General features: G+C 61.4%; 19 protein-coding genes and 1 pseudogene. 9 read left to right on the top strand and 11 right to left on the bottom strand.

Annotated elements, in window-relative coordinates:
• From P0D80_RS33940 to P0D80_RS33925, 4 genes and pseudogenes are all read right to left on the bottom strand, one after another.
• A pseudogene (locus tag P0D80_RS33940) lies at positions 1-216 on the bottom strand (amidohydrolase family protein); the annotation flags it as partial.
• 107 nt (positions 217-323) lie between these two features.
• The gene (locus P0D80_RS33935; RefSeq protein ID WP_408290411.1) at positions 324-1,412 is read right to left on the bottom strand and encodes a porin; all 1,089 of its coding nucleotides are present in this window, start codon (positions 1,410-1,412) and stop codon (positions 324-326) included.
• Positions 1,413-1,527: 115 nt separating this feature from the next.
• Positions 1,528-2,829: a dicarboxylate/amino acid:cation symporter gene (locus P0D80_RS33930; protein WP_408175289.1), complete on the bottom strand. Its 1,302-nt coding sequence runs from the start codon at positions 2,827-2,829 to the stop codon at positions 1,528-1,530.
• A 171-nt stretch (positions 2,830-3,000) separates the two neighbouring features.
• Positions 3,001-3,864 carry an amidohydrolase family protein gene (locus P0D80_RS33925; protein WP_408175291.1) on the bottom strand — a complete coding sequence of 288 codons (864 nt, stop codon included), beginning with the start codon at positions 3,862-3,864 and terminating at the stop codon, positions 3,001-3,003.
• A 132-nt stretch (positions 3,865-3,996) separates the two neighbouring features.
• On the opposite strand from P0D80_RS33925, the gene P0D80_RS33920 reads away from it, so the two are divergent.
• Positions 3,997-4,920: a LysR family transcriptional regulator gene (locus P0D80_RS33920; RefSeq protein WP_408175292.1), complete on the top strand. Its 924-nt coding sequence runs from the start codon at positions 3,997-3,999 to the stop codon at positions 4,918-4,920.
• A gap of 44 nt (positions 4,921-4,964) precedes the next feature.
• On the opposite strand, the gene P0D80_RS33915 is transcribed toward P0D80_RS33920, so the two are convergent.
• Entirely contained in the window at positions 4,965-6,476 is a 1,512-nt protein-coding gene (locus P0D80_RS33915; protein ID WP_408290407.1) for a GMC family oxidoreductase, read from the bottom strand.
• Positions 6,477-6,531: 55 nt separating this feature from the next.
• Positions 6,532-7,551, bottom strand: coding sequence for a Gfo/Idh/MocA family protein (locus P0D80_RS33910; RefSeq protein WP_408290405.1), 1,020 nt, complete (start codon positions 7,549-7,551; stop codon positions 6,532-6,534).
• A 175-nt stretch (positions 7,552-7,726) separates the two neighbouring features.
• On the opposite strand from P0D80_RS33910, the gene P0D80_RS33905 reads away from it, so the two are divergent.
• Both P0D80_RS33905 and P0D80_RS33900 read left to right on the top strand, forming a co-directional pair.
• Positions 7,727-8,590, top strand: coding sequence for a helix-turn-helix domain-containing protein (locus P0D80_RS33905; RefSeq protein WP_408290403.1), 864 nt, complete (start codon positions 7,727-7,729; stop codon positions 8,588-8,590).
• Between the two features lie 610 nt (positions 8,591-9,200).
• Positions 9,201-9,941, top strand: coding sequence for an SDR family NAD(P)-dependent oxidoreductase (locus P0D80_RS33900; protein ID WP_132378365.1), 741 nt, complete (start codon positions 9,201-9,203; stop codon positions 9,939-9,941).
• 535 nt (positions 9,942-10,476) lie between these two features.
• On the opposite strand, the gene P0D80_RS33895 is transcribed toward P0D80_RS33900, so the two are convergent.
• Positions 10,477-11,508: an NAD(P)H-quinone oxidoreductase gene (locus P0D80_RS33895; protein WP_408290400.1), complete on the bottom strand. Its 1,032-nt coding sequence runs from the start codon at positions 11,506-11,508 to the stop codon at positions 10,477-10,479.
• Positions 11,509-11,659: 151 nt separating this feature from the next.
• Between P0D80_RS33895 and P0D80_RS33890 the strand changes: the two genes are divergently transcribed.
• Both P0D80_RS33890 and P0D80_RS33885 read left to right on the top strand, forming a co-directional pair.
• Positions 11,660-12,544 carry a LysR family transcriptional regulator gene (locus tag P0D80_RS33890; RefSeq protein WP_408290398.1) on the top strand — a complete coding sequence of 295 codons (885 nt, stop codon included), beginning with the start codon at positions 11,660-11,662 and terminating at the stop codon, positions 12,542-12,544.
• Positions 12,545-13,039: 495 nt separating this feature from the next.
• On the top strand, positions 13,040-13,636 hold the full coding sequence (locus P0D80_RS33885) for a carbohydrate-binding protein (protein ID WP_408290396.1): 597 nt from the start codon (positions 13,040-13,042) through the stop codon (positions 13,634-13,636).
• Between the two features lie 297 nt (positions 13,637-13,933).
• On the opposite strand, the gene P0D80_RS33880 is transcribed toward P0D80_RS33885, so the two are convergent.
• The gene (locus P0D80_RS33880) at positions 13,934-15,415 is read right to left on the bottom strand and encodes an amidase (RefSeq protein WP_408290394.1); all 1,482 of its coding nucleotides are present in this window, start codon (positions 15,413-15,415) and stop codon (positions 13,934-13,936) included.
• Between the two features lie 84 nt (positions 15,416-15,499).
• Positions 15,500-16,276 carry a 5-oxoprolinase subunit PxpA gene (locus P0D80_RS33875; RefSeq protein WP_408290392.1) on the bottom strand — a complete coding sequence of 259 codons (777 nt, stop codon included), beginning with the start codon at positions 16,274-16,276 and terminating at the stop codon, positions 15,500-15,502.
• 205 nt (positions 16,277-16,481) lie between these two features.
• On the opposite strand from P0D80_RS33875, the gene P0D80_RS33870 reads away from it, so the two are divergent.
• Positions 16,482-17,423, top strand: coding sequence for a LysR family transcriptional regulator (locus P0D80_RS33870; protein ID WP_408175306.1), 942 nt, complete (start codon positions 16,482-16,484; stop codon positions 17,421-17,423).
• A gap of 31 nt (positions 17,424-17,454) precedes the next feature.
• Here the strand turns inward: P0D80_RS33870 and P0D80_RS33865 are convergent, their stop codons facing one another.
• Both P0D80_RS33865 and P0D80_RS33860 read right to left on the bottom strand, forming a co-directional pair.
• A complete protein-coding gene (locus P0D80_RS33865; RefSeq protein ID WP_408290389.1) occupies positions 17,455-18,339 on the bottom strand; it encodes a bifunctional helix-turn-helix transcriptional regulator/GNAT family N-acetyltransferase in 885 nt (294 codons plus the stop codon).
• 164 nt (positions 18,340-18,503) lie between these two features.
• Positions 18,504-18,677 (bottom strand): hypothetical protein, encoded by a 174-nt coding sequence (locus tag P0D80_RS33860; protein WP_408290416.1) that lies wholly within the window; start codon positions 18,675-18,677, stop codon positions 18,504-18,506.
• Between P0D80_RS33860 and P0D80_RS33855 the strand changes: the two genes are divergently transcribed.
• From P0D80_RS33855 to P0D80_RS33845, 3 genes are all read left to right on the top strand, one after another.
• Positions 18,637-19,890, top strand: a complete 1,254-nt coding sequence (locus tag P0D80_RS33855) for a D-amino acid dehydrogenase (protein ID WP_408290387.1) — start codon at positions 18,637-18,639, stop codon at positions 19,888-19,890. The two genes, P0D80_RS33860 and P0D80_RS33855, sit on opposite strands and share 41 nt — an antisense overlap.
• 574 nt (positions 19,891-20,464) lie before the next feature.
• Positions 20,465-21,145, top strand: a complete 681-nt coding sequence (locus P0D80_RS33850; protein ID WP_408290385.1) for an N-acyl amino acid synthase FeeM domain-containing protein — start codon at positions 20,465-20,467, stop codon at positions 21,143-21,145.
• A gap of 130 nt (positions 21,146-21,275) precedes the next feature.
• A complete protein-coding gene (locus P0D80_RS33845; protein WP_408290383.1) occupies positions 21,276-24,221 on the top strand; it encodes a putative bifunctional diguanylate cyclase/phosphodiesterase in 2,946 nt (981 codons plus the stop codon).
• Positions 24,222-24,258: the final 37 nt, after the last annotated feature.

Genomic DNA, 24,258 nt, shown 5'->3' with positions numbered 1-24,258 from the left:
GGCGCGCGGACTGAAGATGGTGAGGTCGAGCCCGCGCTCGCGCATCAACCGCAACTGGTTGCTCTCGATCGATTCGCGCAACTCATCGTCGCCGATCTGCAACTCGGAGACCCTGGGCATTTCGGAAGGATTGCTGATGCCTGCAACCTGACGATTCCGCCACGCCTCCAATGCCTTGGGCGCAGTGGTGTAATGCCCGTGAATATCGATGATCATCGTAGCTCCGAACAACTGAGTAAATTACCGGCGCAATGGCTCAGTTCGTGTGCCATGCGCCGCTGACTTCGCTAACGAGCCTTATTCGGCCGCGCAGTCGCCTCGCTTCAAAACGTATGCTGCATGCCGACACCGTATGTACTTCCGGACGGATTGGCGGTCAGCTTGTCGTAGGAATACACCGCATACACATACGTGCGCTTCGACAAAATATAGTCATAGGCAATGGAGCCGGTATTGCGCACGTTGCTATGGTTCGACGGCGCGCTGTGTTTCGTGCGCGCCCATTCGGCGAGGATCAGGTTCGACGGCGTCAACGGTACGGAAACCCCCAGCTCATACGTATGTGAGCCGGTCTCGACGTCGTTGTTGCTTGTCATCTGCGCGGCCCCGTATAACTTGACGAGCTTTGCATCGTACGCAGCGCCTGCGAGATAGAGATATTGACCGCTCGACGGCGCAACTGCCGCCGTTCGTACGCGCTGCGCCGAGAACACCGCCGTGAGCGGCCCGTTCGCATAGGTCAGATGCAAACCGATGTTGTCCTTCCCCTGTTGACCCGTGGTGCTGCTCACGCCGTAGATCACGGTGCCCGTGAGACCGCCGTAGTTGGGCGAAACGTACTCGACGGCGTTTTGCCAGACCGTGTCGCCGATCTGCGTGTTGTTGTAACTCGCGGTGTACGACTGCACGATCAACGGCGAAAACACCACGGACGAACCGAACGGGTTGACGAGTTGCTGGTTGTAATAAGTCGGATTGGTCTGCTCCCCCACTTTGAACGTGCCATAGGCGCCAGTCAGGCCGACATAGGCATTGCGCGAAAACAAACCGTCCGTGGTGTTGCGTCCCATCTGCCCCGTGTTCGGTCTGAAAAAACTCTCGAGAACGAAGATCACCGCATTGCCGCCACCGAGGTCTTCGCGGCCGCGCATGCCCCAGAACGATGTCGTCATCCCTCCGCCGCCTAGCTGCACCGTGCTCGCACGCGTCGTGCTCAGTTTCGAACTGTCGATATACATGCCGATGAGTCCGTACAACTGAACGAAAGACGATGGAGCTGCCGCTGCACCCGCTGTCGCCGATGAATCGTCTGCGTGCGCGACACCGACACCGCCTGCCGCGAACAATGCCGTTGCCACGCACGCAGCGTTGAAATCCGCTCGCCCGAGCAATCCTTTTTTATTCACTGACATCTTGCTTTCGCCTCCAAACCAGTTTGTTTTTTTCGCGCGAACGCCTCCCGCTGCGTGCGCGGGTAGCGCACGCAGACAGCGAAACACACGAGGGATTTTGTTTGCGGCTAACCGGTCATTCTGTGTAGCGGCGCGACATTTCGGCGCTCAGTTTCGAGCGGTCGAGTTCGTGCTCCCATGCCGACACCACCAGCGTGGCGACACCGTTGCCGATGGTGTTGGCGATTGCGAGCCCCGTTCCCATGAAGCGGTGAATGCCGAGGATCAGAACCATTCCCGACACCGGGATGATCGGGAAGACCAGCAGCGTCGAGGTCAGCATCACGAAGGCCGCGCCGGCCACGCCGCTCGCGCCTTTCGACGTCAGCATCGCCACGCCCACGAGCGTGAGTTCCTGCGTCAGGCTGAGCTCGATGTTGAATGCCTGCGCGATGAACAGCACGGCCATCGTCAGATAGATGTTGGTGCCGTCGAGATTGAACGAATAGCCGGCTGGAATCACGAGACCCACCACCGACTTCGAACAGCCGAGCCGTTCGAGTTTTTCGAGCATCTGCGGCAGCGCGGCCTCGGATGAACTCGTGCCGAGCACGATCAGGATTTCCTCGCGGATATAGCTCAGGAAGCGCAAGATGCTGAAACCCAGCAAGCGCGAAATCACGCCGAGCACCACCAGCACGAAGAAGGCGAGCGTCACGTAGAACGCGCCGATCAGCTTGAGCAAAGGCACGACCGCGCCAATGCCATAGGTGCCGATCGTGAACGCGATCGATCCGAACGCGCCGATCGCCGCGACCTTCATGATGATATGAACGATGCCGAAGAACGTCTGCGCAAACCGGTCGATCATGCGAACCAGCGGCCGGCCGTATTCGCCCGTAGCCGCGAGCGCGGCGCCGAACAGCACGGAGACCAGCAGAATCTGCAGCACATTGCCGCTCGAGAATGCGCTGGACACGGTGTCGGGAATGATGTGCATCAGAAAGTCGACCGTATTCTGTTCGTGCGCGGCAGTCGTGTATCCGGCGAGCGCCTTGGTATCGATCGTCGCGGGATTCAGATTGAAGCCGCTGCCGGGACGAAACAGATGTCCGGCCACGAGGCCGATCACGAGCGACAGCGTCGATACGACTTCGAAGTACAGCAGCGCCTTGCCGCCCACGCGTCCGACTTTCTTGATGTCGCCCATGCCCGCAATGCCGGTGACGACCGTGCAGAAGATGATCGGGCCGATCACCATCTTGACCAGCTTGATGAACGCGTCGCCGAGCGGCTTCATCTGCACGGCGAGCGACGGTGCGAAATGACCGAGCAGCACGCCGAGAAAGATTGCGAGTAGCACGTGAAAATACAGCGCGCGATAGAAGGGTTTCTTCGCGCTGCGCGCGGGCGATGTCATGACGGCGCTATCGTTCATGACGCCGCTCGCAAATGAGCCGCAAGGGCCGGATGGCAATGCATATCGATCATGGTTGTCTCCTGATTGGAATGGTGGGCGGAAAGCCGGTCGTTTTCGGACTTCCGCCTGGCTGCCATTCTGGATGTGGCAGTTCAAACGTGAGGGCAGCGGGCCAAGCGAACCGATCGCTCAGAATCCGTAAAGCCGTGCCGGGTTCGTGACAAGCAATTGTTCGCGCAGCGCCGCGTCCGGACAGAAGCGGAACAGCAGATCGACCAGTTCGCCGTCGTTCGGCATGTCCTTGCTGATGTTCGGATGCGGCCAGTCGGTACCCCACAGCACGCGGTCGGGGGCCGCTTCGATCAGCGCGTGCGCGAACGGAATCGCATCGTCGAACGGACGGCGGCCCGCGGACACGCGCTCGGCGCCGCACACTTTGACCCATGCGAGCGGATTGCGCATCAGTTCCAGAAGCTGGCGGAACGGTTGCTGATCGACGCCGGCTTCGGCGCGTACGCGGCCCATGTGATCGATCACGAACGGCACCTTGATGCGCGCGATCCGCTCGGCGTATTGCAGGATGTCCTGCGCGTCCAGATGCAGCACGACGTGCCAGCCAAGGCCCTCGATACGCTCGAGCACCCGGTCGAATACGTCGAGATCGGGCGCGCCGCCCAGATGCGCGACGAAATTGAAGCGCACGCCGCGCACGCCGCGCGCGTCGAGATCGGCCAATTGTTGGTCAGTCACATCGCCGTCGACGATCGCGACGCCGCGATAGCGTCCATTGCCGCGCGCAATGGCGTCCAGCATGGCCGTATTGTCGGTGCCGTGGCAGCTCGCCTGCACGATCACGCCGCGGCTCGCGCCGAGAAAATCATGCAGCGCGACGAGGCGCTCGAACGGGGCGTCGGGCGGCGTATAGCTGCGGTCCGGCGCATAGGGAAATCGATCGGCGGGGCCGAACACGTGGCAGTGCGCGTCGCAGGCGCCGGCCGGAAAGTGCTGAGCGGGTCGAACGGGATGGGGATCGGGAGGCAAGCAGGATTTCATGGAGCGTCGTCTCGATGTCATGCCGCGTGGCGCGGCTTTGTACGGGTTGGATGCATTGTGGCGGCGATGATGGATGGGTACAATCGCCATATTGAACTAGCTGATATGTGAATTTCACATGACTGGCCGACAATGGACCTGAAGCAGCTCGAGGCATTCGTTCACGTCGCTGAACTCGGCAGCTTTACGCGTGCCGCAATTACGCTGGACACGAACCAGCCCGCCTTGAGCCGGCTCGTGCGGCATCTGGAAGTGGAATTGCGCCATACGCTGCTCGAGCGCACCGGCCGCGGCGTGACCTTGACGCCGGCCGGCCAGCGCATGCTCGCGCATGCGAAAGGTATCCTGCAGCAGGTGCAGCGCGCCTCACAGGATCTGGACGAGTTGCACGGCGCAGTCGGCGGTCATTTCGGCATCGGCATTACCCCCAGCTTCGCCAGGGTCGCCACGCCTGAACTCGTGCGTGACTTTCGTTCGTCGTTTCCCGGCGCGACGATCTCGGTGGCTCAAGGCTTGTCCACCTATCTGATCGAATGGCTGATGATGGGCCGCATCGACGTCGCGGTCCTGTACGACACCTTCGATACGCCGTTGATCGACAAGCGAACCATCTTTACTGAAGAGCTGTTTCTGATCGGCCCGGACACCGGTGATGAACTCACGGAGGCAGCGCGCGAGCCCACGACAACGATTACGCTGCGCGAAATCGTGCGCTACCCGCTGGTCATCCCCGGCCGCATGCACGCGATCAGACGGATGGTCGAGGCGGCCGCCGCGGAACAGGGCGTCAGATTGCGGATCGAACTGGAAGTGGATGCGGTGACTTCGATTCTCGATCTGGTCAGCGAGGGCATCGGGTATGCGGTGCTGTCGCTCAATGCGACCACGAGCGATGTTCTCAAGCGGCGCTTCCAGGTGATCCGCATTACCGAGCCGACGCTCTTCAGTCGGCTTGCGATCGCGACCAGCAGCAAGCACACGCTGTCACAACTTGCCGTCCAGTCGATCGCCATGCTCGAATCGAAAATTTTGCCTCTCTACGGGAATGCGGCCTGACTGGGCGTTTGTGTCTGCATCGCCTTCAATTTGTTTGTGCACGCCTAGAACGTTCCCAGCCGCTCGCGCAGATACTGACCGGTCCGCAGCGCCTGCGCGGCGATCGTTAGCGCCGGATTGAGCGCCGCCGACGACGGAAAGAACGAAGCGTCGACGACGAACAGATTCGGGTGATCGAATGCGCGGCACCAGGGATCGAGCGGCGCGAGGGCGGGATCGTCGCCGAAGCGCACGGTCCCGCACTGATGCGACGGCGTATCGATCCCGAACGGCCGGCTCAGCACCGCGCGCATACCGATCTGCCGCAGCAGCCGCTTGCTGCGCTCGACAAAGCGCGCGTGCGGGGCCATGTTGGTGCGTTTCCAGTGCAACTCGACGCGCCCGTCGGCCAGTGGCCGCACGAAGCTGTCCGGATGCGGCAGATCCTCCGACATCGCGAGCCAGTCGACGCTGTGACGCGCGAGCCACGCGGCGCCCCAGCGCGGCAGCGACGGCCGCGCGGCGCGGATCATCGGTTCGCTGATGTTGCCGAGCATCTGCAGATTGCCGAGCGGCGCACGATCGTCATCGCAACCGAAGTAGAAGTCGTTGAGCGAGAGCGTCTTCGTGAAGCGCGTGTCGTTGACGGTCCACGGCAAGAGGCCCATCAACGCGGTCGTATTGTGGTTCATGTAATTGCGCCCCACCATGCCCGACGAATTCGCAAGGCCGTTCGGATGCCACGCGTTCGCCGAGCGCAGCAGCAGCAAAGCCGAATTGATCGCGCCAGCGCTGAGTATGAAGAGCGGTGCGCGCACGACGCGCGGCTCGCCGCCGACGTCGAGCTCGATGCCGACGATCCGCTTGCCCGCGTCGTCCGTGACCAGACGTGTCGCACGTGCGCCGGTCAACAGTGTGACGTTCGGATCGCGTAACGCCGGATCGATCAGGCAACGCTCCGCATCGCCCTTCGCATCGACACGGCACGGAAACGCGTCACAGGTGCCGCAGCGCACGCACGCGCCGCCTGGCCGCAGGTCGATTGCCGAGGGCATGTGGAACGGCCGCAGCCCCGCCTGCGTCAGTCGCTCGGCGAACTGGCCGATCAGTGGCTCGTGCGGGATCGGCGGAAACGGATACGCGGACGAGCGTGCCGGCTCGGTCGGATCGTCGCCATGGCGGCCGTGCACGCCGAAGAGGCGCTCGGCCTCGGCGTAATACGGCTCGAGATCGGCATAGCGGATCGGCCACGCGGGCGAGATACCGTCCTCGTGCTCGGCCGCCTCGAAATCGCGTTCGCGGAAGCGGAACATCGCCGTGCCGTAGAACTTCGTGTGCCCGCCGACGAAGTAGTACTGGCCCGGGCTGAACGGCCGGCCCGCCCCGTCGACCCACGTTTCGCGCGCGCGATAACGGCGTTCGACGAACACGGCCTCCGGATCCGAATTCTGCGGCTCGCGCGGCAGCCGTTCGCCGCGCTCGACGATCAGCACGCGCGCGCCCGTGCCCGCGAGGCTCAGCGCGGCCGCCCCGCCGCCGACACCCGAGCCGACGATCACCACGTCGTAGTCTCTCATCGCGTGTCGCCCTCACACCCGGTGTTCGAATCCGCTCCGGTCATCGACGCCCCCTTCAGAGCCCGGCCTGCACGCGCGTGCGCTCACCGCTTCGCACCGCTTGCCGCACCGCGAGCGCGGCGGCGAGCGAGCGCACACCATCCTCGCCGGTCGCAGCCGGCTGCTCCACGCCGCGGCTCGTCACCGCCGCATTGAACCGCGCGAGCGAGCGTTCGTAGAGATTGTGATGAACGACGGGCACGGTGCGCTCACCGGTCGCGTCGCGCACGATCACTTCGCCGACCGGGCGTTGCGTCATCACATCACGGCCGATCAGTGAGCCGGCGGTGCCGTGGATCTCGATGCCGGTGCCCGCGTATGCGACTGTGAACGCGTCGTGCAGTTGAACGAGCACGTCGTTGTCGAAGCGCAGTACGGCCATCACGCCGTCGTCGACGCCTTCGGACGCAAGCGATGGCGGCGGCGTCATCGCGACCGCCTCGACCGGCTCCGCGTCGAGGATGAACCGCAGCGTATCGATGTCGTGCACGGTGATGTCGAGAATCACGCCCGCGCCCGCGGACGGCTGCGCGATCCGCCAGCCCTGCAGATGCTCGGGCAGATGCACCGCATGGAACACGCGCGCGTAGAGCGGCCGGCCGATCGCGCCGTCGCGCACGAGTTGCCGAAGCGCGAGATGCGTCGCGGCGTTGCGCAGATGATGGTTCGTGCCGAGCACGACGCCAGCGCGCCGGCAGGCGTCGACGATTGCGTGCGCGTCGTCGAGCGTCATCGCGAGCGGCTTCTCGCAGAGCACATGCTTGCCCGCGTTGGCCGCCGCGATTGCCTGCGTCGCATGAAGCTCGTTGGTCGTGCTGATATACACGGCGTCGATGCCGGGATCGGCGAGCAGCGCGTCGAGCGACGTGCAACTCTTCGCGATCCCGTGCTTCGCCGCATAGGCTTCGCCGCGTGCGCGATCGCCGCTCAGCACCGCCGCCACCGCATTGCCTGGCTGCGCGCGGATCGCGTCGATCATCCATTCGTGCGCAATCGTGCTCGCGCCGATCAGTCCCCACCGCAGTTCGTGTCCCATCGTGTCTCCCGGTCCGTGCGGCCCACCGTGGGCCCGCATCGCATGCTGGACAGAGATTAGCGACGTAACGCGCGCGGCGGTATTGCAGAGACCGCTAGTTTTGGCACAATTGCCGCATCGCGACCGCGTCAGGCCGCACGATTGGCATCATCGCCACGTTCCGAGGTCTTCGGCCATGCGTCCCTTATTCGAACAGGTCAACATTCCGCTCGATCAGTCATGGACGCTATTTGACCGCCGGTTGCCCGCGTTTCCGTTCAACTGGCACTACCACCCCGAGTTCGAACTGACGCTGACGCTCAACAGCGTCGGCGAGCGCTTTGTCGGCGATCACATCGAGCATTACGGCGACGGCGATCTCGTGCTCGTCGGACCGAACCTGCCGCACGCGTGGCAGTCGCGCGAGCGCCTGCGCGACGACGCGCCGCATCGCGCGCTCGTCGCGTGGTTCACGCAGGCATGGGTCGACACGCTGCACACCCACTATGTCGAGTTCGCGCCGCTGCGCATGCTGCTCGCCGAGTCCGTGCGCGGGCTCGCATTTTCAGCCGACGTCCGCGCGCAGGCCGCGCAGCGCCTTCTCGCGCTCTGCGACGCGCCGCCGGCCGCGCGCTGGCTCGGACTCGTCGAGGTGCTGCTGCAGCTCGCCTCGGATACGCAGCGCCGCTCGCTCGCGCTGCAGGGCTTCCTGCCCGTCGACAATCCGCGCGACCGCGCGCGGCTCGAGCGCGTGATGTCGTTTCTGAACGCACACTATGCGGAGCCGATCCGGCTCGCGACGCTCGCCGAACTCGCGGCGATGAGCGAAAGCCAGCTGCAACGCTTCTTCAAGCGCTGCACGCGGATGACGATCAGCGACTACCTGAACCAGTTGCGAATCGGGCGCGCATGCGCGCTGCTGATGCAGCCCGATCGGCCGATCGGACAGATTGCGGCCGAACTCGGCTACGGACAGGCCAGCTACTTCACGCGGCAGTTCCGCGCGACGAAGGGCATGACGCCGATGGCGTTCCGGCGCAAGTACGAAACGCGGGAGTGATGCGCAAGCAGACAACCGTCGCTGATGCGGACGGGAATGCCGCGACATAGGAACGCCGCGAGTCCGGTCGAATTTCCGTCAGCCGCCACTATCGAGTTCGCCTCCGGTTCACGCGCTTAAACCCGGTCCCGATAGACTTCTGAAATCAACTGCGTCACGTGCGTCACCTGCGTCCAGAACCATTGCACACCGGGGTCCCTGGCGCTGCGCCGATGCCGCACCCGGCGTTCGATCAGGACTACGTGCTCGTCATGGGCGAGCATCATCCGCTTGCATTGCAAGGACGCTACCGGGCCAGCAGCGTCGCCACGTTGGAGCGAAGCTTTTCACTGAGTGCATTCCACCGACTCCCTAGCGGCCGTTCATTTCGTCGTTTGGCCCTCCGCTATGCCCGAGAGGCATGCCCCTCTGCATACAAGGTCTTTGCCGCACCTTCCACGGAAACATATAGTCGTTGCACCGCCATGGATCAAAAGTGGCGCTACGAAGAAGTTCGTCGGTTTGGAGCAGGGCAGGCTCCGCTTCTAAAAATGGTCCGGGCAAAGACAAGAGTCAATCATCAACTGGATTAGCGACGCGGTGAATCGCGCACAAAACCTTAGGAAAAAACATGTCTAAGTTAGCTCAAAAAGTGGCACTCGTTACCGGTGGTTCACGCGGCATCGGTGCGGCAATCGCGAAACGTCTGGCGGCGGATGGAGCGAGCGTGGCCTTTACCTACGCGAAGGACGCCAGCGCGGCCTCGGCCGTGGTCAAAGAGATTGAACTCAAGGGCGGAAAGGCGATTGCGATCCAGGCAGACGCTACTGACGTCGAAGCTGTCGAGGCTGCTGTCGAGAAAGCTTTTGCGACCTTCGGCAGGCTGGATGTGCTGGTGAACAATGCCGGCACGGCCATTCCGAAACCGTTCGAAGACACGACGCTGGAGGAGATGGATAGAGTGATCGACATCAACGTGCGCGGCGTATTCGCTACGACCAAAGCTGCGCTGAAGCACCTGAGTGATGGAGGCCGGATCATCATGATCGGTTCGGCGGTGGGCGAGCGTGCCATTGCGCCCGGACTGGTGCCCTACGCAGCCACGAAAGCAGCGGTCAGGATGTTCACACAGGCGCTTTCCAGAGAGGTGGGAGGCCGTGGCATCACGGTCAACAATGTCCAGCCGGGGCCGATCGATACAGACCTGAATCCCGCCTCAGGCGATTGGGCGGTGCCGCAGAAGGCCGCCACGGCACTCGGCCGCTACGGACGCGCCGAGGAGATCGCCGCAATGGTAGCGTTCGTCGCCGGCCCGGAGGCCTCATACATTACCGGGGCGAATCTTACGGTGGATGGCGGAATGAATGCCTGAGCCTGGGCACATATTCGCCCTACGGATTTGAAGAAGGGCGACGTCCGTACGGACGCGACGGGGAGTCGATCAGCTAGCGGAGCCGGCGCTCCATTGAAGACCCGCCATACATCCATCGTGCCTCAACGACGTCGAGAGAGTCGTAGAATATTGCAGTGGGTCGTTTTCCGGCGCCCTCCTCGACGCCGGACCGAAAAGGGTGACCTCGCCCGACGTGATCGACGATTCGAACCGGTGGTTGGCCGTCAGGAACTGGCGAGCCGCGTCTACGAGATCGAGCCGGTCGACCATGAGTTCAAGGAGACGACATGAACGCAGTGTGCCCGCTGCACGGGCCAACGAAAATCATCCGCACGAATGCGTACGGGTTTCCGGTCTACGCGTGCTGCTGCGACGACGTGACCTATGTAACGCCGCCGGATGCGTGTACGAGAGCGCCGACGCAACGCGGGCGTGACCCGCAACCCGAACAACCGAAGACGAGGAAAGAATGATCTGCTGGGCACCTGCCGCCGAGGTGGCGGCAGGCCAGGCTTCAGCCAATAAGATCGGCACCTGTCGTCAGGACGATCTTTCCAAAGTGTGTGCCGGAATCGATCAGCTCGTGAGCGCTGCGAGCGTCGGCAAGCGCAAAGGTCTTGTAGACAACCGGCTTGATCTTGCCGCTCTCGATGTGCGGCCAAACCTGCCGCTCCAATTCGTTGATGATCGTCGCCTTGTCCGCGGATGTGCGCGACCGCAATGTCGAACCCATATGCGTGAGACGTTTCGTCATCATCGGCACGACGTTGAGATCCTTCGCCGGCCCCTTGATCACGCCCACCTGGAGGATCCGTCCGTCCATGGCCGCGGCGTCATAATTTCTGGCCACGTAGTCGCCGGCAATGATGTCGAGGATCACGTCGACGCCTTTTCCATCGGTAAATCGCTTCGTTTCGGCGACAAAATCGTCGTCGCGGTAATTTATCGCGAGATCCGCGCCTAGCGCCAGGCTGGCCTCCCGATGCGCCTGCGAGCCAACTGTCGTGATGATTTTCGCAGCGCCGAATGCCTTCGCCAGCATGGTCGCCGTGGTACCGATACCTGACGCGCCGCCGTGGATCAACACCGATTCGCCGGCAACCAGCTTGCCGCGCTGGAACAGGTTCAGCCATACCGTCATCAACGTTTCGGGCATCGCCCCCGCTTCCACCAACGTCAGGCCTTTGGGGATAGGCATTGTGTTGCAGGCGTGCGCGACGGCATATTCCGCGTAGCCGCCGCCGGGAATCAATGCACACACCAGTTCGCCGACCCGGAATTGGGACACGTCGGCGCCCACGGCAACCACTTGACCTGCCAATTCCAGCCCTGGAATGTCCGAAGCGCCGGGGGGCGGATCATACAGCCCTTTGCGCTGGAAAACGTCTGGGCCGTTCACGGCAGCCGCGTGGATGCGGATCAGAACCTGATCGGCGGCCGGCATCGGCACCGGGCGCGTAGCCGGCACCAGGACCTCAGGACCGCCGGGCTGTTTGATCTCAATGGCCGTCATGGACGACGGCACGCGATAAGTTGAGGCAGACATGGATACCACTCCTTCTATAGGTGAGGCTCGACTGATCCGGGCGGATCGTTGAACGAGGAACTCTTGCGTTCAGTATAGGGCTCGACATTGATGAATATGCGCAGCATTATTCACACTATGAGATGCAAATTTGCATCAGGAGGGCAGCACGATGAACTGGGATGACGCGCGTGTGTTTCTCGCGGTGGAGCGCGAAAAAACGCTCCGTGGAGCGGCTAGGACGCTCAATCTCGATCAGGCGACGGTCGGCAGACGGATTGCGGCACTGGAGCACGCCCTACGCGCAACGCTCTTCCTGCGCACCTCCGAGGGTTACGCGTTGACCGCCGCAGGCGAGGCCGCGCTGAGATCAGCGGAGAAAATGGAACAGTCCGCACACGAACTCGTCAGACGAACTCAAGGCACAGATACACGGCTTGCGGGGGACGTAAGAGTCACCAGCACCGACTCGATCGCGCTCGACTTCCTGCTTCCCGCCATCGAACGCCTGCATGCTGCGCATCCCGAAGTGCGCGTCCTGCTGGACACGTCGACGCGCATGCTGAATCTGGCAAAGCGTGAAGCGGATATCGCGGTCCGGTCGGTCAAGCCGGAAAATCCCGATCTTGTCGCGCGGCGCCTGGCTCGCTGGCCCATGGCGCTCTTTGCATCGAATGCTTATCTCGAACAGCACGGCAAGCCCGCCACTGGCTCCGCATTTGCGGGCCACGAACTCGTCGTCTATCAGGGAAACTGGACCGGCACTCGATCACCGACTCTTGCTGGCGAACCGATACACGCGGGGCGCATCGTATCGACCTTCAATTCCAGCCTCATGTTGCGTACCGCGGTGAAGGCGGGCATCGGCATCGGTGAGCTTCCGATACATCTGGCTGAGCACGACGGCCTCGTGCAGATATGGCCGGAACCCCCACGTGGAGCGGTCTACGAAATCTGGCTCGTCACGCATCAAGACCTTCGGCATACCGCGCGCATCGCAGCAATGATCGACGGCATCGTCTTCGCGTTCGAAGAGCACACAACCCACAAAAAATAGTCACGCACGACCTGGCAGCGGCGATTGCGTGTCGCCCGCTATCGCGCGATCGTCCATCATTCGCACCGCGCGATCTGAATGCGCCTGCCTTTTGTCCGATATTCATCTGCGTCTGCGAATATCCTGGATTACGCTATTTTTGCTACGCGACTTAAAGCGTGGCTGACTCACGAAGTCACAATTGCGCGGACTTTCGTGCACCTCTTCTGCACGTGCCTGCCGACACCAAGCTAAAAAAATAACTGCTTGGTGAAACGTTTCCCCATTTAATTACTTTGGCCAACGCCGAGGCTTTTTCGCATCTCACGCGGGAATAGCCGACCGCATCGAGGGCCCCTCTTTCATTTATCGCTCGTTTCCGCAAACGGCGGCAGCCGGGGATCACTGCGGCGATTTTTAATTTCATTTGTTTGAATTGGGCGCCTCATTCCGCCAGGCAACAGGCCGCGGCGCGCTGTGATGTTACGCGCCTGACTGGGTGACAAGGAGATGACCATGAAGATCAAGCATTTAAGCATTCTGTCTGCAACCGCCGTTGCACTTCTCTTGCTCAGTGGCGCCGCGCAGGCCGATGACCACGGCGGCCACGGCGGCCCCCGCAGCCTTTGCTCGAACGCAACCCTCAGGGGACCGTATGGGTTCACCGGTCACGGACAAATTCTTGGATTGATAGGACCGGATAATGCGGTTCATCCGTACGCCGCTACGTCGATCCTCGATGACGTCGCCTTGGTGACGTTCGACGGCACAGGCGGTTTTACGCGCACCGACTTCGGGGTTATCGGCGGGCTGCCGAAAGGGGGGTCGACTGCATTCAATCCGAACCAGAATGGAACCTATACGGTGAACCCTGATTGCACCGGCACCATGAAAATCGTCTATACCGCTGGCGGAGCCGTGCCGGCCGGCGTCGCGACCGATCTGAACATCGTCGTCGCCGCCGACGGGACGCTCGTCGAATCCGTTGTCTACAGGGCGGTCACCGTGGCGGGCGTGAGCGGCGACGGCACGGTGACGTGTCCAAAGTATTGCGAGCAAGCTGTGCAGGAGAGTTTCGAGGGGAAAAAGGTCGTGGTCTACGGCTTCCGCTGATCCCTTTCCGGATGATGGGTTCACGCTGGCTCGCTATGGCGCTTTCATGAGGGGCGCCAAGCCCGAGCTTGGGCGCAGGTTTTTCATCCTTTAAAGCCTGCGCTTTCTCGGGATGATCTCGTCACTTTCCCGATCTATTGCTGTCCAAACGACCCGCATCTTTCAACACGACACCTGCCACATCCTGATTACGCTCTACTCCGTCCACTGCCAGTGGTGTCGTATAAAAATTGTGAAGCAGGTGCACGCACGTGATCAATGGGTCCAGGTCAAACTATAAGCAGTGGCGAGGCCACCTCAAACATTCGGGGCCTTGCGATGCTGCGAAGCCTGTTCGAACGCGTACCCGAAACGGAAGAGATCACGTTCGTGATACGGATAGACAACCAGTTCCATGCCTACCGGTAAGCCTGCTTTTGTGAAGCCCGCAGGCAGACAGATCGATGGCATCCACGTCTGCGATGCTATGAGCGTGTTGGTGGGGAACGTCAACGTATTGGTCCGCCCTGCTCGCACGTCATCTTTCTTCGGTGGTGGAACCTGAACAGCGGGGTAGCACAGCGCCTGCACGTCAGCATCAGCCATGATCTTCACAACCGCCCGCTGAAAGCGGTCACGCGCGGCCAGTTTGCGGAAGTAGTCGGGGTCGTCCTCTGGATGCTTCGGACCGTCGAATACGCTTTGCAGAAGATCCAGCACCGGATGAAACTGCTTGGCTTCTCGAATCGCTTCGAGCGAACGGTACGGCAGCGCGGGTCGCTCGGCGAGAAACGCGTTCAGGTCGGCGCGCGAATGCGTCAGGTAAAGAGACGTCTCCAGGATTTGTTCCATAAGCGCCGGAATTTCCACCTCGACCAGAATTGCACCCGCTGCCTGTAGCTGCTCGAGGCTACGGCGAACTGCAGCATTCACCATCGAACAGGCCGGGTCGCTATCGGAACCGAACGCTTGACGCAACACGCCGACGCGCACACCATTCAAACCTCCCGCATCCAGATGATCGGCATAGCTACCGGTATGACCGGCAATCCGGTGTACGACGGTGTATTCGTCGCGTGGATCGTAACCCACCATGCTATCCAGAAGCATCGCCGCGTCGGTGACCGTGCGTGCCATGGGTCCCGCCGTGTCCTGAAACACGACCAGCGGCGACATCCCGTCCCTGCTGATCAGTCCAGGTGTCACGCGCACACCCACCAGATTATTGAAGCTTGCAGGCAGTCTGATCGAGCCACCGGTATCTTCCCCGATGCCGACCAGCCCCAGATTGGCAGCGATTCCGGCTGCCGTGCCGCTGCTCGATCCTCCCGAATCGTGCGCCAGGTCGTAGGGATTCAGGGTCTCGCCACTCATAGACGAAAAGCCGAACCACGACGTGGCGAAATCCGGCATGGTCGTCTTGGCGAGCACGAGCGCACCGGCACGCTTTAATTGCGCAATTGCCGTAGCGTCTCTCGCGGGTACGTAGCCTTTTTGCGCGATCGACCCGAAGGTCGTCTGGATGCCGGCCGTTTCGATCTGATCCTTCACAAGGAGTGGAACGCCGTGCAAGGGTCCAACGAACCGGCCCGTCCGTGCGAATTCGCGATCCAGTGCATGTGCTTCGTCGCGCACCCGCGGATTGATCGAGACGATTGAATTGAGCCGTGGCCCATTACGATCGATCTGCTCGATGCGAGAGAGATACATTTCGACGAGCTGCTCCACCGTGAGAGCGCCTGACTCCAACGCGCGATGGACAGAATCGATGGTCGCTTCTTCGAGAATGAATTCGGACATGTTGATCACTTTTGAGTAGAACAGCGGGATACCGCTGTCGGATTCCGCACTGTTTGAACGATGAGTGCCGTTGTTTGTGCAAGGTCAGTTCATGCGAGGCACAGCGCGTTGAATCGCTATGCCATGCTGCGCCAATATCTCGCGTACAGCCGTCAGTATCAGGACGGCGTGAGGCGTATCGCTGTGCACGCACACCGACTCGAATTCGATGGCGATGTCACGCCCGTCGGTCGTCACAACACGCCCTTCGATACACGCTCGCAAGACCTTTTGCGCTATCTCGCGCGGCTCAAGCGGGCGAACTCGCCGCGAAAACACTATCGATCCTGAATTGTCGTAGTCACGGTCCGCATAGAACTCGCGTACCACGGGGTGTCCAGCAGTTCTGGCCACCCGCTCGATGACGCTATCCGCCATGCAGTAGATCGGCAATCCGGCGTCGAGCAGACGAACGGCGCGCACAAGCCCCGTAGCGAATGCCTCATCGACGGCCGCGTGCATATAAAGCGCTCCATGAAGCTTGACGTGACTGAGGTCCAGCCCGTGCAATCTCGCGAATTCGCGCAACGCACCGCACTGATAGATGACGTCATTGACCAGTTCTTCCGATGAAGAATGGATCGCACGACGGCCAAATCCAACGAGATCGCGATAGCCAGGGTGAACGCCGATCGCAACGCCGAACTCTCGCGCCATCGCTACGGTACGCGCGATCGTGCAGGGATCGCCGGCATGAAAACCGGCGGCAATGTTCGCCGAGCTGATCTGCGGCATGATCGCTTCATCCACGCCGTCGCTGATCGACCAGACGCCAAACCCCTCGCCCATGTCCGAATTCAGATCCACAGAATCGCGATGCACTTTTCGTCTCCCATGTCATCGGGGCTTCACCGCACCCCACAGGAACAACGATAGCCTTCGCACAGGATTCGAAAAAGTTGTTTCTTTATATGTCTCCGTATATATTTTTTTCATACCCACGTGGGCAAACGGCGTGTAGTCTCCGTCATCGTCAGCGCCATCCAGGCCTTCGAGCGGGACTGACGCGATTCCAGGCTTCGTAACCATGTCCATCACACTTCGTCAGTTGCGGTACTTCGTTGCCGCTGCAGAACTCGGCCAACTATCGCGCGCCGCGATGGAACTGAATATCAGTCAATCGGCCGTGACAATTGCAATTCGCGACCTCGAGCAGACGGTCGGCCGGCAACTACTGCAGCGCGGTCCGCAGGGTGTCGATCTGACCGATGCTGGCCGCCGCTTTCTCGAACACAGCTACACCATTCTCGCCAGCGTCGACGAGGCACTCAGGGAATCGAGCGATGAGAGCACGACTGAAAGCAATGTGCGGGTAGCGGCGAGTTACACGCTCCTTGGTTATTTTCTGCCTTACCACCTGCAACGGATCGCAACGCTATACCCACAACTTTCGATCCAGTTGCACGAAGTCAGTCGCGATGAAATGGAAGAAGGACTCATCGCCGACCGATATGACGTGGCCGTCCTGCTTGCCGACAATGTCGCAAGTTCGAGCCTCGCGGTCGAGCGTATCTTCGCGTCTACACGACGTCTTTGGGTCGCGTCACACCACCCATTGCTTGAAAAGCGCTCTGTGTCGTTTGCTGATGTCGCCAAAGAGCCTTTCATCATGCTGACCGTCGACGAAGCCGCCGACACGGCGATGCGCTACTGGAGCAAGACCGGCTATCAGCCACACGTGATCTTGCAGACGTCTTCGGTCGAGGCAGTGCGCAGCATGGTTGCCAATGGCAGCGGTGTCGCTATCCTGTCGGACATGGTGTACCGGCCATGGTCGCTCGAAGGCAAACGCATCGAGACAATCACACTGGGGAACTCGGTACCTTCAATGGCGGGCGGTATCGCCCATACGCGCGACAGGACGATCACGCCCGGCATGCGTGTCTTTCTCGACTACTTCCGCGAAACCTTCAATTCGCCCTATCTCCCTCATGCGGCCTTGCGTCAGTCGCGCACGGCGGCACGCTAAGCCTCGCTCAGAGAACGGTATGCAAAATTTTTTAGACCAGTCGCTTTTCAAACCAGTGATGGGCATACGGTTCCGCGCTGAATGCATCGACCTCGACGTATCCGGATTGCCGGTATAGCGAGATCGCCTCGCGCAGCGTTCGATTTGTCTCCAGGCGAATAATGCGCACTTTGGCCTGCCGAGCCCGTTTCTCCGCCTCCACGATCAACCGGCGGCCTACACCCATGCCGCGAGCGGAAGGGCTCACCCACATTCTCTTGAGCTCGGCCGGGGACTTCTTATGAAACTTGAGCGCGACGCAGCCGATCGGGCTTCCATGGAGTCTCGCGACGATCAACGCGCCTTCCGGCGCCGTCAGTTCACGGGCATCCGCCGACAGGCTCATGGACGGGTCGAATCCTGCGTCAAAGCGCTCATCGAGTTCGCTGAAATATTGTTCGAAGCACCACCGTGCGTCATCGCTATCGGGCTCCTCAAGCGCAAAATTCACGAAAGATGCTTGTAGCAAACGCTCGACCTCAGACATGGCCGCGACCAGTCTGCGACGTTGCTCATCGCCGAGCGGTTCGAGCGCGCGTAAAGCGACCGCGTCAGAGAGGCGTTCGAGTTCAGCCCTCTCCGTGAGGCCCTCCTGAGTCAGGCAAGCCCGGCGCACCCGGCGGTCGCCTGGATGAGCGAGAACAGTGACAAGTTTTTGCCGTTCGAGAGAGGCCAACGTACGGCTGACATAGCCTGAATCAAGATTGAGCCGCGCGCGAAGAGCACGAATGTCCGCACCTTCGACACCGATCTCCCATAGCAGGCGTGATTCACCCATCGGGCGGCCCCGTCCAAGGAAATGGTCATCGATAGCGCCAATGCTTTCGGCGACTATGCGGTTAAAGCTGCGGATCTGGAGAACGTCGGATGTGTCCATATCTCTGACTTTAGTCAGAGATATGGAGTCCGTCAACATCAAGTTACCTGCGAAAGCGTCCCGCTAGCCATGCGGGTTCCAGACGGTCCGAACCCAAACAGAAATCGCATACTATTCAAATGATCACGCTCTGAGTGCCGCGCCACTGTCCGATCTCCGCCCGTTCATTCAGCGCCCGCAAAACAGGAGAACGCCGACAATTGCAACAACGGCGCATCATTCATACTCTGCACCTGCACCTGCACCTGCACCTGCACCAGAATCAGAAATGAACAGTCTTTCGTCAAGGAGGCGTCGATGCGAATCTTGATTCTCGGAGCAGGCGTGGTCGGTGTCACGAGCGCCTGGTATCTGGCGCGTGCCGGTCATGAGGTGGTGGTCGTCGATCGCCAACCCGCTGTTGCGCTCGAAACAAGCTTCGGCAACGCCGGCCAGATTTCACCGGGCTACGCGTCGCCGTGGGCCGGGCCGGGCGTACCCGCCAAGGCCGTCAAATGGCTGCTGCAGAAGCATCCACCTCTGTCGCTCCAACCGGACGGCACCCTGTTTCAGATGCAATGGCTGACACAGATGCTGGCTAACTGTACAAAAAAGCGCTATGCCGTCAACAAGGCGCGCATGGTGCGGCTTGCCGAATATAGTCGCGACTGCTTCATGGCGCTGCGCAACGATACCCATATCACGTACGAAGGTCGCCAGCAGGGCACGCTGCAAGTCTTTCGCACGCAAAAACAAATGGACGGTACCGCCAAGGACATCGACGTTCTGAAGGAAATGGGGGTGTCTTATGAGTTGCTGTCGCGCGACGAACTGGCTCGCGCCGAACCGGCGCTGGAGGGCTCAAAGAATAGACTCGTCGGAGGCCTGCGTTTGCCAGGCGATGAAACCGGCGACTGTCACGTGTTCACCACCAAACTGGCCGAGATGGCGCAAGCGCGCAACGTGCAGTTCCTGTTCCAGCGCAGCATCGATGGCCTGGTCGTCGAGGGCGGCACGCTAAAGGGCGTACATTCCAACGGCGAAACATTGACTGCGGACGCTTGTGTCGTGGCACTCGGCAGCTATTCCACTGCACTGCTGCGAGACCTGGTTAGCATTCCGGTCTATCCCGTCAAGGGCTATTCGATCACTGTGCCAATTACCAACGCTGCCCAGGCACCGGTCTCGACCATTCTCGACGAAACCTACAAAGTCGCGATCACCCGCTTCGAGGATCGAATTCGCGTGGGGGGCATGGCTAATCTGGTGGGCTTCGATAAGGAACTGCACGGCACCCGGCGCGAGACGCTGGAATATGTTGTCACCGACCTGTTCCCGCATGCAGGCGACGTGACGCAAGCCAGTTTCTGGACTGGCCTGCGGCCGATGACGCCAGACGGCACGCCGATTATCGGCCCGACCGCGATCAAGGGCTTATGGCTCAATACCGGCCACGGCACGCTGGGCTGGACCATGTCCTGCGGTTCGGGACAACTGCTGGCGGATTTGATGTCGGGCACAACGCCGGCCATCAAATCCGACGATTTTGCGGTCAGTCGCTACAGCAGCTAACTGGACGCTCGCACTAAAACCACGGGCCGGAGTCGCCCCACTTCTGCGGTTCGGCCCGGATTCACCCCAAGGGCCGCTTCCAAAGCTCAACGTCATTCCTGTGCCCGTCTCAGTTGACGGGTGATTCGGTCGAACCCAGAAGTTCGGCACCAGCCGCAGTTGTCGGCGCGCGGAAAGCCACAACTCTCGCATTTCCGCCGGGTGTCCGCGGAATAACGATCCAAAACCTCCCTCAAACGCAGATTTACACTCGCAGCCAGAATCGGAAAGTCGATTCCGGATTTCTGGCACGAAATTTTTTCGGATTCCCAAACCTCTCTTTTCAAACCCCGCTCTCCGGATTTTCCCGGCTATGCATATCACCGCGTTTGCGTTCATGAGAATCTAGTTTGTCGCTCAGCGGCGACTCTGCCGCTTCAACAGCGACAGACTTTTTTCTCATTTAACTACGGGGTTTGAAATGGACCGCATCGATTCAGTCGTTTTGTCGCAAAATACGGGTTATACGTCGCTCGGAGAACGCTTTAATCAGAGCACCGTAAAGAAAACGGAAAGGTTGCCGTTTACGATAAAGGTGGTAAGTAACCTGGCGGACCTCGACAAGGCCGTCGAGATGCGCCGCACCGCCTATCGGCGCCATTTGCCGGAATTCGCCGAGACCATGGGCGTCGAGGCGTTGGATGGAGCGCCCGGCACGGTCGTGCTGCTCGCGCAGTCGCGGCTGGATGGCGGCCCGCTCGGCACCATGCGGGTCCAGACGAACGCATTCGGTCCGCTCGCCGTCGAACAATCGGTCCGCCTGCCGGACTGGTTGGGCGAGGCGCGTCTCGCCGAGGCGACCCGGCTCGGCGTCGCGCGCGGTGCGATCGGTCGGATGGTGAAGGTGGCGCTGTGCAAGGCATATTTCATGTATTGCGCGCAAAACGGGGTCGACTGGATGTTAATTACGGCACGTTCACCGCTCGATCGGGAATACGAAGCGATGCTGTTCGGCGATGTATACGGCCAGAACGAATTCCTGCCGATGGCGCACGTTGGCGGGTTGCCGCATCGGGTGATGGCGAAACCGGTTGCGTTGGTCCGTCAGCGCTGGGCGAAGGTCAACCATCCGTTCTTCGGATTCTTTTTTGAAACGGATCACTTCGATATCGACGTCAGCGTCGCATCAAAGCAGGGGGAAGACGGCCAAGGGACTGAGTGCGGCGGCCCGCCGAGCGAAGGCTCAGACCGTCTGCGGTCGCTGAGCGAAGCGTAAAGCAAGGTGTCCGCCTGGCGAAATCCGGGCGGACGAGAGATCGGTGGCGCTAGCACAGTCGTGCTTTCGCCGCTGACCATCGCAGCATCGCAATGAAATCGAGAATGAAGTCATTGGGAAAGGGCAGCAAATGACAAGCGTTAAGTGGACGTTTCGGGACCGACTGACGGGCTGGGCTTTCCAGCGGTTCTCCGTATACGTAGCGCCATTTGTGATCGTGCTGGGCAGCGTCGCAGTCATGCTCTGGGCGCCGCGCCAATTCGATACGACAGGAACGGTCACGCTCAGCTTTCCCGTGGTTGCGGATCCGTCGGCGTCACTGTCACCCGACAACGCCATCGCCCGCCTGCGCGATACCGCGCCCACCGCACGTTTCAGCACTCATCTCGCGGAAACGCCATTCTGGTTCATGCTCACGGCACCTGAGCTCGCCAGTGGCGCCACCACGTTCATCGACCTGCCGTCGCGGCACGCGCAGACGCTATCCTGCTGGCGCACGGCCCCCGTCCTGACGCTGCTCGGCGCGGGCGACCGCCACGGCACGAGCGGCGAGATGAACTTCAACAAAGCCGGCTTCGCGCTCGGGCTCGGCGAGCACGCCGCCAATGCGCAAATCCTGTGCCGAGGCACCTTCTCCGGACCCGCGTATATCACCGCTTCCGCATCGAGCCCGGAGAAGCTCGAGATATCGACCCTCGACTTCCAACAGGCCGCATCGCTCATCACCGGCGGCCTGGTGACGCTCGCGATCTTCGTGTTTGTTACGGCAATCATCAATCGCGAATGGACTTACGTGATCTTTGCCGCCTGGCTCGTCGGCAACCTCCGGCTGAGCGCCAACGCAATGGGCTTCGATACCGAATGGATGGGCCGGCTCATCCCGCCCGACCATATCGCGCTCTTGCGGCAATTCACGTTCGCGGCCTACTACGTGCTGACCACGACACTCTTCGTGGAACTGTTTCGCCGCGAGCTGAAAGCCATCGGCCTGCGCTGGAGCCTGCACGCCGTGCGATATGGTGGCTGCCTGCTGATGATCGCTGCCTTCACGCTGAATTACGCGCACTTCATTCCGGTGCTGTGGGCATGCGCCAGCTTCTGCATACTGGTGCTGACCTACTTCCTCGTACAGTTGGTCATCAAGGCACGTTCGCGCACGGTGCTCTGGTATGTCGCGTCAATGGCGATCGTGCTGTTCGCGACGCTGTCGCAAGTGCTCGCCGCCGCGCTCGGTGTGAAAGCGCTGGCGGGCGCGCTTAGCCCCGTGGTGACGGCGTTGTCGTCGAGCATGCTGTGTGCGTTCGCGATTGCGGAACGTATGCGCGAAGAGCGCGAGCGCCGCCGGCAAATGCAGGTCGAGCTGCGCAACACCTATGACGTCACGCCGATCGGCCTCTTCACGCTGAATGGGGAAAGCGCCTTCGTGCGCGCCAATCCTGCGCTGCACTCGATGCTGGGCCTACCTCAACAGCACGACGGCACGCATCGCTGGGGCGACTATTTCGCCCCGGGCGCCGAGCGCGTTCTTGCTGAGCTTCTCGCGCGCGACGACTCCGCGTCGATCGAAATCGAAGGCGCAGCCGGCACGAAGACAGACGCGCGGCGTTACTCGCTGCGGGCGATTCGCGCGAAAGGCTTCATCGAAGGCTCGCTCGAGGACGTGACGGACCGCTCGAAAGCCGTGGAGCGGCTGCACTTTCTAGCCGAGCACGACCCCCTCACCGGTCTCCTGAACCGTCGCGGCATCGAGCATGCAATCGGCCGGCAACGCGGCGAAACCGGTCCGTGGGCACTCGCGTATCTCGATCTCGACCGCTTCAAGCTGTTCAACGACCTGTTCGGCCACGGAACCGGCGACGAAATATTACGGCACGTCGCCGCGCGCCTCGTCGAGCGTCTCGGCTCCCACGTGCCGATCGGGCGCATCGGTGGCGACGAATTCGTGTGCGTGCTCGCGAACACGGCTATCGACGATGCAATCGCGCGCTGCCGCGAACTCGTTCTGGCGTTGAACTCCGCACCATTTCACGTCGACACGCGAGCGTTCCAGGTCAGGGGATCGATCGGCGTAGTCGAGTGCTCGCAAGGTGAACGGGTGCTGGACGCCCTCGCCTATGCCGACCGCGCGTGTCGCGCGGCGAAACGCGGCGGCACTGCGCGGCTCGTCGCACTACGCAAGGGCGCGCCGGCGTTCGAGGAGCGCGCCGCCGAAATCAGTCTGATCGAGGCGCTCGGACAGAGCCGGCTGCCCGAGGGGTTGTTCCTCGTGATGCAACCGATCATGTCGATGCGCGCGCCCACAGAAGCACTCGACTTCGAAGTGCTGCTGCGTCTGCGCATGCCGGACGGATCGGTGGCGACCGCCGCGAAGCTGATCGCCGCCGCCGAGGACTCCGGCACCATCATCGCGATCGACCGCTGGGTGCTCTCGACGACGCTCGCATGGCTCAGAGAGAACCGCGCGTCGCTCCCCAACACTTGCTTCGTGTGCGTGAACCTGAGCGGCGGTTCGCTCAACGACGAACACTTCCTCGACGAACTGTTCACGCTGTTCTCGCGTCACGAGGACGTCGTTCATTACCTGTGCATCGAAATCACCGAAAGCGTCGCGCTGCACGATCTCGAACATACGGATCGCTTTATCGCGCGCGTGCACGACATGGGCGCAAAGATCGCGATCGACGATTTCGGCGCGGGTCAGACGTCGTTGCGTTACCTGAAGAAGCTGTCGGCCGATGCACTGAAGATCGACGGCGAGTTTGTGCGCACGATGTGCAACCATCCGGCCGACATCGCGATCGTCGAGGCGATCATTACCCTCGCACGCAATCTCGGCATGCGCAGCATCGCCGAATGGGTCGAAGACCTCGAGACCTTGCGCGCGCTGAAGGAATTGGGCGTCGACTATGTGCAGGGCTTCGCGATCGCGAAGCCGCAAGAGGCCCGGGACATTCTCGCAGCCTCCTCCGCCGCGAGCTTCGTGACCAACCCCGAGGTCGCACGCTACCTGAAAGCACAGCAGACGCTGCACCGCGGCGCTGACGACCAGCGCATGGAGCGCGAAAGCGCGGTCTGATGCGGCTCGCCGCGCCCCGGCCGCCGACGCCAAACTT

This window comes from Paraburkholderia sp. RL17-373-BIF-A (assembly GCF_046030175.1).
GTDB lineage: Bacteria > Pseudomonadota > Gammaproteobacteria > Burkholderiales > Burkholderiaceae > Paraburkholderia.
This window is presented reverse-complemented; position numbering and strand designations above follow the sequence as displayed.